The sequence below is a fragment of the Oliverpabstia intestinalis genome (genome assembly GCF_009696065.1).
GTDB lineage: Bacteria > Bacillota > Clostridia > Lachnospirales > Lachnospiraceae > Oliverpabstia > Oliverpabstia intestinalis.
In genome coordinates, this window is the sequence record NZ_VUMS01000006.1 from 130009 (window position 1) to 140097 (window position 10089).

A 10089-nucleotide genomic window follows, 5' to 3' on the forward strand; every position below is an offset into this window, starting at 1 on the left:
TTGATCTTTTTCCGTAACTCTTCAGTAGCCATTATCCCGCGAGGTGTTTTGGCATAAATATGCCAAAATCCCGAGACATACAAGCAAAAATGCCATCACCGAAGGTGATTTTAAATGCATTTTTGCTCGTAACTGTAAAGTTACTGAACAGTTACCTTTTTCCATTATAATCGAACTTACCCACAACGTAAAGTCGACCAGAGCAAAGTTTCCCCACAGTAACCACATCCCCATACAACTACAACCGTCCTATCTTCCCGGAGGAAATCAAAATTGATCCACCGGATCAATTATTGATATGCAACGCAACTTTAAAAGAGATCTTCCGGTTCTTTGCCGGCAGATCTCTTTCGTCTGTTAATCTTCTATCTTCTGTTCTTTCCGGTATCTTCGCATCTTTCCCGGTGTACTCTCAAACCTAGATTTGTACATTTTCATAAATAATTTATAATTAGTGAAACCATGAATCTCCAGCAGCTTCTGGACACTCAGATCTGTTCTCTGCAAATCTCTGACAACATGTTCCATTCTCACCGAATTAACATAATCCAGAAATGTCATGCCCATATATTTCTTAAAAAATCGCGTGAAATAATCCGGATTCAGAGAAACCAGCCGCGCAATCTCCTGCAGCGAAATTTCTTCCGTATAATGTTCCTTCACATATGAAGTGATCATTCCCAGTCGTTCCATATATTTTTCTGATATTTCCATCTTATCAGAAGTAACCGATACGCTGAAGTCTTTTACCAGTACAGCCAGCAGATGATACATCCGGCTGTAAAACTCCAGAGTTTCTTCCGGCGACCGAAAAGGATGCAGTTCTACAAGAGCACTCAGTGCTCTCTCCACCATAAACGTATCCATCCGGTGCTTTCTTCCGGTGATCTTTTCACAGACAAATTCCAGCCCGTCGATCTGAGGAATAAACCGTTTCATCATCGGATAAGGGATCTGTATCAGCATCTCCTTACACTGTCGTGGACACTGAACACTGTGTACCACCCGGGAATTAATTACCAGAAAGTCTCCTTTTTTCATCCGGATGCATTCTTCCTCTCCCAGATAACAGTCTTCACTTCCCTCCAGCAGATACAGAATCTCAAGCCCGTTATGCCAGTGAGGTGCAGTGTAATCCCTGTTGTGCCACAGGACATTGAAAAACACATCTTCGTTAGACGGATATTTGATTGCCTCGTACCGGTATGTCTGTTTATGCATTGTAAACTAACGCCATAAATACCAGTTCTTCGTCATTTGGATTCTCCAGAGAATGGCTCTGTCCCACTTCGATCACACATACATCTCCAGGCCCTACCTCTGTTCTTGTACCATCATTGTCCACAAATACCCCTTTCCCCTTTAAAATGAAATAAGGTTCTGTATTTCCCACATGCTGATGCCAGCCAACGCTGCTGTGCGGACGAAGTACTGCCATGGCATACATGGAACCGTGTCCGTTCAGTTCTTCTTCAGATACAATGTGGTGAAATTCCACACTGCCTTCTCCTCCACGCGGATGTTCTACGACTGCTACCTTTGTTTTTCTTACCATAAAATATCTTCTCCTTTCTTTCCCCGTTATATCCTTTACCGGATCTTCATAAAAACATTTTTGCTTTACAGAAAACAATTCCTGAAAGTCAAAAAAGCTCCATGAATCACTTCAAGGAGCTTTGTAAGCTGATGACGGGAATTGAACCCGTGACCCCTTCCTTACCAAGGAAGTGCTCTACCTCTGAGCCACATCAGCATCTGCAGCGTTTTTATCTGTCCGCTACAGTTAGATAGTTTAGCAAAAGCTCCGGAAAAAGTCAAGCATAATTTTCGTATTTTTCAGATTTTTTTAAATATTTTATTTTTTCCTGCCAAGACTCTCCCGGACTTTACCCTTGATTCGTTGCAGAGCATTGTCAATGGACTTGGATGATTTGTTCATTTTTTCACCAATCTGCTGATAATTATTTCCATCCAGATAAAGTGTCAGGACTTCATTTTCAAAAGTACTTAGCTGTTTTCTGATTTTTTCTTCCATCTGCACGGCATTTTCCTGTGCAATAATGATTGTCTCAGGACTCTGTTCTGTTTTACTGCCCAGCTGTGTTTCCCATTCTTCTCCATTCATAGAAATATAAGAATTCAGTGGCTGATGTTTCTGCCTGGTGGATGACTGGATGGCATTATACATCTGCCGGTCCACACACAGTTGGGCAAACGTATAAAAAGAAGCCTCTTTATCCCCGCGATAATCCCGGATCGCTTTGAAGAGTCCGATCATTCCTTCCTGAATCAGATCATCCGCTTCTCCTCCTGCAAGATAGAGAACACGGGCTTTCTGGCGTACAATAAACTTGTATTTTTCCAGCAGATAATCCATAACCTCTGTATCCCCCTGCCGAAGCAGTTCCAACAGTTCCTCGTCTGTGTACTCTGTATATTCCTTCATCCTGTTTTCCTCACTGTTATCCACGCTGACGGGCGATTTCAAAAGCCAGAACCCCTGCTGCCACAGAAGCATTCAGGGAATCAATATCTCCTTTCATCGGAATCGAGGCTACAAAATCACAGGTTTCTTTGATTAATCTGCTGACTCCTTCTCCTTCGTTTCCGATTACCAGACCCATCGGTCCTTTCAGATCCATCTGATAATACGGCGTACCGTCCATATCTGCACATACGAACCACATGCCTTCTTTTTTCAGTTGTTCCATGGTCTGTTTTAAATTGGTTACTTTTGCAACCGGTGTATAATTGATTGCCCCTGCTGAAGTACGGGCAACAGTCGGGGTAAGCCCCACTGCTCTTCGTTTTGGAATGATCACACCGTGTGCACCTGCCAGATTCGCTGTTCGGATCATAGCTCCCAGATTATGCGGATCTTCGATATTATCCAGTACGAAAATAAAAGGAGCTTCCCCTTTTTCCCTGGCTTTTTCCAGAATATCTTCCACTGTAGCATACTCATACGAAGCCGCCATTGCAATAACACCCTGGTGATGACCCGTTTCAGATAACTGATCCAGGCGTTCTTTTTTTACATAATTGATGATCGTATCACCTTTTTTTGCTTCCCGGATAATGGTTCTCACCGGTCCGTCCGGACATCCATCCAGAACATATAATTTGTCAATCGGTTTTCCCGCACGTAATGCTTCTAAAACCGCGTTTCTTCCTTCGATTTTATTTTCCATCTTTCAGTGCCTCCAATCCCATTTTGATCAGATCAATCATTCTGCAGTACTGATCCGTCAGATACAGATACCCCATAACCGCCTCAAATCCCGTCGCACGGCGATAATCCCCTGTAGTGGCATTCTTCGCTGTAGTGTAGGACTTTGCATTTCGACCTCTCTTGTAGACTGCTTCTTCTTCCTGGGTAAAATGTGGCTCCAGCACCTGCACCATCTCCGACTGTGCCTGAGCTTTTACCAACCGGCTTGCCTGTTTATGCAGCTTATTCACCTGGCAGTTGCCCTGTTTGATCAGGATGGTGCGGATATATAACTCATAGATCCCGTCTCCGATATAGGCAAGTGCCAGCGGAGAGTAAGAACGGATATCCGGATCCTTCAGCTGAAACTGTTCTTTCAGATATGTTATGCTCGTTTCCATTTTACGCCCTCTCTGGTATCTTCCAGAATAATTCCCTGTGCCAGCAGTTCATCACGGATCTCATCGGCACGTTTGAAGTCTCTGGCTTTTCTTGCTGCCTGACGTTCTTCGATCATTTTTTCGATCTCAGCGTCCAGATTTTCTTCTTTCTTTTCTACCTGAAGACCCAATACATCACTTAATGCAACAATCTCCTTTTTCAGCGCTGTGACAAATGCTCCGGAAGAAGCATCATTTGCATTGGTATTGGCAAATTTAACCAGTTCAAAGATTGCAGAGATTGCATCTGCGGTATTCAGATCATCATCCATGGCATCTTCTAATTTTTTGCGGTACACAGGAATCTCTGCAAGCAGTTTTTCCTCTGCATCTGACAGAACATCCACAGCTGCTTCCTGTGCAAGATGTGTCAGATTGGAAACTGCAGTCACAATACGTTCCAGAGCATTCTTAGAAGATTCCATGATCTCTCTGCTGAAGTTGATCGGGCTTCTGTAATGTGCACTTAACATGAAGAATCGCAGCACCTGGAGATCATACTGTTCACCGATTTCTCTTACGGTAAAAAAGTTGCCCAGGGATTTGGACATTTTGCGGTTATCAATATTCAGGAAACCATTATGCAGCCAGTAATGAGCAAAAGTCTTTCCGTTACAGCACTCACTCTGCGCGATCTCATTTTCATGGTGCGGGAAAATCAGATCCTCCCCACCGGCATGAATATCGATTTCCTCACCCAGATATTTTTTTGCCATCACAGAACACTCGATGTGCCATCCCGGACGTCCTTCACCCCATGGAGATACCCAGAAAGGTTCTCCTTCTTTTTTCGGTTTCCACAGGACGAAATCCATCGGATCTTCTTTCTGATCTTCGCCGGACACCAGAAGAGAACGATTACCGGATCTCAGATCATCCAGATTTTTGTGAGATAATTTTCCATATTCTTCAAACTTTCTGGTACGGAAGTATACCGTTCCGTTTACATCATACGCATATCCTTTTTCCATCAGTGTTTCGATCATGGCAATCATACCATCGATCTCCTGCGTTGCCTGCGGGTGGGTAGTGGCCGGTTTTACATTCATATCCGCCATATCTTTTTTACATTCTTTGATATAACGTTCTGAAACTTCTTCTGCACTTACACCTTCTTCGATGGATTTTTTGATGATTTTATCGTCTACATCAGTAAAATTAGATACGAAATTTACTTCATATCCCTTATATTCCATATAACGGCGCACGGTGTCGAAAACAATCATCGGACGGGCGTTACCGATATGGATAAAGTTATATACCGTAGGTCCACAGACATACATGGTAACTTTACCTTCCTGTAATGGTACGAATTCTTCTTTTTTCTTTGTCAGTGTATTATACAGTTTCATCTTGTTATTCTCCTTTTTTATTTTTGATAAAACGAAGTTCTTTTTCCACTTCCAGCAGTCGGTTGGTCACTTCCGTGTATTCCTTCTGCAACGTTTTCAGATCATCCAGCACCGGATCCGGCAGATGACAGTGATCCATACTGGTTCTCGGTACTTTCATATTTTTCTGACGAACCACACGTCCCGGAATACCTACTACGGTACAGTTCGGTGGCACCTCCTCGATCACAACAGATCCGGCTCCGATCTTGGAGTTGGCTCCGACAGTGAAAGAACCGATGATTTTTGCTCCTGCGCTTACCATAACGTTGTCTTCCAGAGTCGGATGACGCTTGCCGGTTTCTTTCCCGTTTCCCCCCAGGGTAACACCCTGATATAAGGTTACATTATCGCCAATGATCGTAGTTTCTCCAATGATCACACCGCTTCCATGGTCAATGAACAGTCCTTTCCCAATCGTAGCGCCCGGATGAATCTCAATCCCGGTCTTTCTGGCTGCACGCTGAGAGATCCACCGTGCCAGAAAGTAATGACCTTTCAGATATAATTTGTGTGCCCGTCTGTATTTGATCATCACCCGAAAGCTCGGATATAACAGCACTTCCAAAGGTGTCTTGATTGCCGGGTCTCGTTCCTGAATCACCTGGAATTCTTCTTTGATATGACTGATAAAACTCATTGTTCCCCTCCATTTTATTTTCTGTAAACAGAAAAAGGATGACTGTCTCAATAAGAGACGAAGTCATCCGTGGTTCCACTCTTTTTGAAGACGTATCTTCCGGATCCGTCTTCCACTTTCTGCCCTTAACGCCTGCCTGCGGATCCGGCTACTCTCTTTCACCGTATCAACTCCCGGATGCACTTCACCGACGATTCCCCGGGACTGCTTCCAGCCAGTGACTGTCCCTCTCTGTGGTTCCTCTTTCAGATACTCTTTCCGTTCTTCGCTTTTCTCATGCTTTCTGCCTTATAGTTTATGAAAAAAAAGTAGTTTTGTCAACTCCTACCGCCTGGATTTTGATTCTAATTTCTTTTGTCTTTTGTTTTATTTATGCTATAATAATGGAAATTGTTTTGTCTTGTAATTATAAAGATATTGAACAGTTACAAGTATTGTTAGTATTCATAACTTCTGAGGTGACAAGAATGCCAAATTACGAAAGTATTACTCTGAGGGAAGATCTTCATATTCGTAAGATCTATTCCATTCACTATTTTGAATATATGAAAGACTATGTATATGACGGGGAATCTCACGATTTTTGGGAATTTGTCTTTGTAGACAGCGGAATTGTCCTTGGAATCCAAAAAAGCAGCACAATTAACCAATAGCCCTCTTTTTTTCATAAGTGAAATGTTCTTTGCAACTTTCCGTATAAAAAAAGAAAGGCCACAGTACCTGTGACCTCTTTGTCTGTGTTATTTTATACGATTCCTGCTTTTTTGTCAATCCTGTGCCGTTTGTATGCAGCAGATCGCCTGGGATGAAATGCCCTGCAGTGTACCGGTAAATCCAAGTCCCTCTTCTGTGGTTGCTTTGATATTGACCTGGTTTTCGGAAAGTTCCAGTGCATCTGCCACATTTTTGATCATCTGATCGATGTGAGGCAGTAACTTCGGTTTCTGTGCAATGATCGTGGCATCAATATTTACAATCTGATAGCCCTTTTCTTTTAATAAAGCTCCCACTTTCTGCAATAACAGGATGCTTGAGATTCCTTTATACTGCGGATCTGTATCCGGGAAATGTCTTCCGATATCCCGGAGTGCAGCTGCACCAAGAAGTGCATCCATGATCGCATGAACAACTACATCCGCATCCGAGTGTCCAAGAAGTCCCAGCTCCCACGGTATCTTCACACCGCCAAGGATCAGGTCACGTCCTTCCGTCAGTTTATGTACATCATATCCCATTCCTACCCGTACCATATTTTTTCCTCTCTTTCTTTTTCCGTATCTGTTCAGTACTTTTACAGTTATTCCCGTCATCTCAACTTACTTTCTTCTTATTATTTATATATCCTTTATCCGAATTGTATTCTCTGTCTGTCATGATACCTTATTTTCCCCTGCTTTGCAACAGGGCACTCCAGGTCTTTTTCCCTACAATGCCATCTGCCGGCAGTCCTTTGGTTTTCTGAAAATTTCGGATATTCTGTTCTGTTTTTTCTCCGAAAACTCCGTCCGCCTGCCCTCCTTCGCTCCACACATTCAGATAGAGAGACAGCCTTTTCTGGATCCACCGCGTGAGTTCTCCTTTCGCACCTTTCCGAACCGTTGGACAGCCCAGCAGTGTCCGCGAACCGAAAATCCCATCAACGGCTCCCGGCTGATATCCCTGCCGGATCAGTTCTATTTGCAGTGCCAGGATCCATTCTCTCTGTGTACTGTCCGCTGTCAGTGCCTTCACTTCTATATGCGGATTATCCTTTCCGGAAGATATGGTTTTTCCTGTCGATGTATCCGATTCCGGCCAGGTTGCCTGAAAAGCATAGATATTTCCATACTCTTTTCGCAGTCTTTCCGAGGTACTTCCCCAGTCCGGCAGCTGAAAATGTAGTTTATCCACAATGGATTTCCAGTCTCCACCCCATTCCAGACCCAACGATTTTCCGATAGCTCCGACTCTCTGAAAATAATTTCCCGACTCGTTATAGGCTCCTTTTCCGTCCTTTCGATAGACATCAAAAGCCACTCCCCACTGATGCATGGAGCGATAGGTACTCCCCGGTGCATTGGTTACCACCGGACCCGGCTTGGTTCTTCCCTGGTCATACAGTCGGTTTTGTTCCTGTACCGTCCGAAAACACTCTCCGATTCCGATCGGACATCCCTGTTTTTCGCAGACAGTCACCAGTTCTTTCGCCAGTTTCTGTAAATGTGGATGACATTTGGTCAGATCCCGTCCCATATTGATATTTCTCTCCCGGAAATTTCTCTCCTGCTATTTTATGCAACAACCGGATTTTTGTGCATCCTTACTTTCACCTGCAAACCTTTCATTATTCAAACTGTTTTTTCATTCCTTATACGCTTTCGAATCGTTGTTATTTTTCCTCTTTTCGAAATTTTTTAATTTTTTTCAAAAAAGTGCTTGACTTTTTCATAACAGTTTTATATAATCGTAGAGCAGGTTGCGGTTGGCAACCACGAAAAATGGCGAGATAGCTCAGTTGGCTAGAGCACACGGTTCATACCCGTGGTGTCGAGGGTTCGAATCCCCCTCTCGCTACTTCAACAACTGTATATCAGTGTTGACCCTGGAATCTTAGCTCAGCTGGGAGAGCATCTGCCTTACAAGCAGAGGGTCACAGGTTCGAGCCCTGTAGGTTCCACTTCTTCTTTGGAAGACAATTTCATATGGCGAGATAGCTCAGTTGGCTAGAGCACACGGTTCATACCCGTGGTGTCGAGGGTTCGAATCCCCCTCTCGCTACTTTAAAGAAACGTTATTGGCGTTTCTTTTTTTTACATATATATCAAAACTGATACGGTAAATCATTTAACTCCCACTATATAATTTTTATACGTTATGAGCATGCACTTATATGACCGACCTGTTTTTTCAAAGCTCATCTTTTTTGAGAAAGGAATTTCTGCCATGTCTAATCTACAGGTTAATATGACCAAAGACCCCATTGTAAAATCCCTGGTGATTTTTGCGCTCCCTATTTTGTTTTCCAACATTTTTCAGCAGCTATACAATACGATCGATATTATGATTGTCGGTAACTTCCTTGGTGACAGTTCTCTTGCCGCTATCGGCGCTTCTTCCTCAATCTACGAACTGTTGCTTGGCTTCTGCTTTGGTGTTGGAAACGGACTGAGCATCGTTGTCTCCCGTTATTTTGGACAGGGCGATAAAACTCTGCTGAAAAAATCTGTTGCCGGATCCATCATCATTGCTCTCATCCTGACAGCCATCCTGATGACCGCTTCTTCCCTGGGACTTTATCCACTGATGCGTGCCTTGAAGACACCGGAAAATCTTCTGGCAGAATCACATTCCTATGTATCTACCCTGACGACTTTTATCGGTGTCATGTTTGCCTACAATTTGCTGGCAGGACTTTTACGGGGAATCGGAAACAGCTTTATGCCGCTGGTTTTCCTGATTATTTCTTCCCTAACCAACATCTTGCTGGATCTTTTATTTATCACACGATTTCAGATGGGTATCCGCGGTGCTGCTGTTGCCACAGTCATCGCGCAGGGATTTTCCGTTATTCTCTGTCTGATCTATATCATCCGGAAAACACCGATTCTGGTTCCGGAACAGCAGCATTTTGCGGTTGGCAAAAAGCTTTATCGCGAGCTTACCACCCAGGGACTTTCCATGGGCTTTATGAACGCAGTGGTTTCCTCCGGAACCGTTATCTTACAGAGTGCGATCAACGGTCTTGGCGAAGTGTATATCGCCTGCCATGCAACGGCAAGAAAGTTAAATTCCTTCTGTCTGATGCCGGTCAGCACCATCGGAGCTTCCATGTCCACCTTTGTTTCCCAGAACCGTGGTGCCGGAAACAAAGACCGGATCCGCAAGGGTATAAGCACTGCCTGTATCATGGACGTCTGCTGGGGTGTTACAGCGATAATCATTCTCTTTTCCTTCGCTCGAAATCTAGTTACACTGTTCGGCTCCACACAGGATGTGATTCTGGATAACTCGGCCCTGTACCTGCGGTTTACCGCTCCGTTCTATGCGGTGCTCGGTATCCTCTTCAATATGAGAAATTCTTTGCAGGCACTGGGTGAAAAAACAAAACCACTGATTTCCAGCTTTATCGAATGTGCCGGAAAGATCATCTTCGCCCTGTTTATCATACCGGTGATGGGTTACTGGGGCGTCATCATCTGTGAACCACTGATCTGGTGTTTCATGACTGCGCAGCTGGTTTACTGTTATTTGCATGTGCCGTATCTTAGGAAAGAAAACGCGTAATTGATGATTAAAAAAACGGTTCTTCCGCAATTGCCCGTTTTTTGCTTCCAATGAAATTATTTCTGTGATAAAATGTTGGTATCAAATAAAGGCGGTATATGATAATGAATGATTCGTTGAAATTAGATATGTTTTTCCCAGGTG

At 43.7% G+C, this 10089-nt stretch carries 11 protein-coding genes, 4 tRNA genes and 1 other annotated feature; of the genes, 5 read left to right on the forward strand and 10 right to left on the reverse strand.

Translation table 11 applies throughout. The features are described 5' to 3' along the window. Positions 1–357: 357 nt before the first annotated feature. The 8 genes from FYJ57_RS04505 to epsC all read right to left on the reverse strand — a co-directional run bounded on the left by FYJ57_RS04505 (position 358) and on the right by epsC (position 5682). The gene (locus FYJ57_RS04505; RefSeq protein WP_154431684.1) at positions 358–1221 is read right to left on the reverse strand and encodes an AraC family transcriptional regulator; all 864 of its coding nucleotides are present in this window, start codon (positions 1219–1221) and stop codon (positions 358–360) included. Beyond that, positions 1214–1555: a cupin domain-containing protein gene (locus FYJ57_RS04510; RefSeq protein ID WP_022172606.1), complete on the reverse strand. Its 342-nt coding sequence runs from the start codon at positions 1553–1555 to the stop codon at positions 1214–1216. Before FYJ57_RS04510 ends, FYJ57_RS04505 begins: the two co-directional genes overlap by 8 nt. A 126-nt stretch (positions 1556–1681) precedes the next feature. After that, positions 1682–1753: transfer RNA gene (locus FYJ57_RS04515), tRNA-Thr, on the reverse strand. A 102-nt stretch (positions 1754–1855) separates the two neighbouring features. Beyond that, positions 1856–2518, reverse strand: a complete 663-nt coding sequence (gene sigH, locus FYJ57_RS04520; RefSeq protein WP_154431685.1) for an RNA polymerase sporulation sigma factor SigH — start codon at positions 2516–2518, stop codon at positions 1856–1858. Then, positions 2463–3191 carry a 23S rRNA (guanosine(2251)-2'-O)-methyltransferase RlmB gene (gene rlmB / locus FYJ57_RS04525; protein ID WP_022172608.1) on the reverse strand — a complete coding sequence of 243 codons (729 nt, stop codon included), beginning with the start codon at positions 3189–3191 and terminating at the stop codon, positions 2463–2465. The genes sigH and rlmB overlap by 56 nt, the downstream gene beginning before the upstream one ends. Next, entirely contained in the window at positions 3181–3612 is a 432-nt protein-coding gene (locus tag FYJ57_RS04530; protein ID WP_106493417.1) for a Mini-ribonuclease 3, read from the reverse strand. The genes rlmB and FYJ57_RS04530 overlap by 11 nt, the downstream gene beginning before the upstream one ends. Then, positions 3597–5003, reverse strand: coding sequence for a cysteine--tRNA ligase (gene cysS, locus FYJ57_RS04535; protein WP_154431686.1), 1407 nt, complete (start codon positions 5001–5003; stop codon positions 3597–3599). Before cysS ends, FYJ57_RS04530 begins: the two co-directional genes overlap by 16 nt. Before the next feature lie 4 nt (positions 5004–5007). Further along, positions 5008–5682 (reverse strand): serine O-acetyltransferase EpsC, encoded by a 675-nt coding sequence (gene epsC / locus FYJ57_RS04540; RefSeq protein WP_022172611.1) that lies wholly within the window; start codon positions 5680–5682, stop codon positions 5008–5010. 50 nt (positions 5683–5732) lie between these two features. Next, positions 5733–5957 (reverse strand) — a binding site (T-box leader). Between the two features lie 192 nt (positions 5958–6149). Between epsC and FYJ57_RS04545 the strand changes: the two genes are divergently transcribed. Further along, positions 6150–6335: a hypothetical protein gene (locus tag FYJ57_RS04545; protein WP_205839909.1), complete on the forward strand. Its 186-nt coding sequence runs from the start codon at positions 6150–6152 to the stop codon at positions 6333–6335. Positions 6336–6449: 114 nt separating this feature from the next. Here the strand turns inward: FYJ57_RS04545 and ispF are convergent, their stop codons facing one another. Both ispF and FYJ57_RS04555 read right to left on the reverse strand, forming a co-directional pair. Then, positions 6450–6932, reverse strand: a complete 483-nt coding sequence (gene ispF, locus FYJ57_RS04550; protein ID WP_154431696.1) for a 2-C-methyl-D-erythritol 2,4-cyclodiphosphate synthase — start codon at positions 6930–6932, stop codon at positions 6450–6452. A 130-nt stretch (positions 6933–7062) separates the two neighbouring features. Continuing rightward, the gene (locus FYJ57_RS04555) at positions 7063–7914 is read right to left on the reverse strand and encodes a peptidoglycan-binding protein (RefSeq protein WP_154431687.1); all 852 of its coding nucleotides are present in this window, start codon (positions 7912–7914) and stop codon (positions 7063–7065) included. Positions 7915–8161: 247 nt separating this feature from the next. Here FYJ57_RS04555 and FYJ57_RS04560 point away from each other — a divergent pair. From FYJ57_RS04560 to FYJ57_RS04575, 4 genes are all read left to right on the forward strand, one after another. Beyond that, positions 8162–8235, forward strand: a tRNA-Met gene (locus FYJ57_RS04560). Positions 8236–8265: 30 nt separating this feature from the next. Next, positions 8266–8338: transfer RNA gene (locus FYJ57_RS04565), tRNA-Val, on the forward strand. 27 nt (positions 8339–8365) lie between these two features. Continuing rightward, positions 8366–8439, forward strand: a tRNA-Met gene (locus FYJ57_RS04570). Between the two features lie 165 nt (positions 8440–8604). Further along, positions 8605–9945 carry an MATE family efflux transporter gene (locus FYJ57_RS04575; RefSeq protein ID WP_154431688.1) on the forward strand — a complete coding sequence of 447 codons (1341 nt, stop codon included), beginning with the start codon at positions 8605–8607 and terminating at the stop codon, positions 9943–9945. Positions 9946–10089 lie beyond the last annotated feature (144 nt).

Excerpts from the sequence above, each read along its gene's own strand:
- FYJ57_RS04530 (WP_106493417.1), bottom strand. The coding sequence starts at position 3,612 with ATGGAAACGAGCATAACATATCTGAAAGAACAGTTTCAGCTGAAGGAT.
- FYJ57_RS04545 (WP_205839909.1), top strand. The coding sequence starts at position 6,150 with ATGCCAAATTACGAAAGTATTACTCTGAGGGAAGATCTTCATATTCGT.
- FYJ57_RS04575 (WP_154431688.1), top strand. The coding sequence starts at position 8,605 with ATGTCTAATCTACAGGTTAATATGACCAAAGACCCCATTGTAAAATCC.
- epsC (WP_022172611.1), bottom strand. The coding sequence starts at position 5,682 with ATGAGTTTTATCAGTCATATCAAAGAAGAATTCCAGGTGATTCAGGAA.
- ispF (WP_154431696.1), bottom strand. The coding sequence starts at position 6,932 with ATGGTACGGGTAGGAATGGGATATGATGTACATAAACTGACGGAAGGA.
- FYJ57_RS04505 (WP_154431684.1), bottom strand. The coding sequence starts at position 1,221 with ATGCATAAACAGACATACCGGTACGAGGCAATCAAATATCCGTCTAAC.
- sigH (WP_154431685.1), bottom strand. The coding sequence starts at position 2,518 with ATGCTTCTGTGGCAGCAGGGGTTCTGGCTTTTGAAATCGCCCGTCAGC.
- FYJ57_RS04510 (WP_022172606.1), bottom strand. The coding sequence starts at position 1,555 with ATGGTAAGAAAAACAAAGGTAGCAGTCGTAGAACATCCGCGTGGAGGA.
- cysS (WP_154431686.1), bottom strand. The coding sequence starts at position 5,003 with ATGAAACTGTATAATACACTGACAAAGAAAAAAGAAGAATTCGTACCA.
- rlmB (WP_022172608.1), bottom strand. The coding sequence starts at position 3,191 with ATGGAAAATAAAATCGAAGGAAGAAACGCGGTTTTAGAAGCATTACGT.
- FYJ57_RS04555 (WP_154431687.1), bottom strand. The coding sequence starts at position 7,914 with ATGGGACGGGATCTGACCAAATGTCATCCACATTTACAGAAACTGGCG.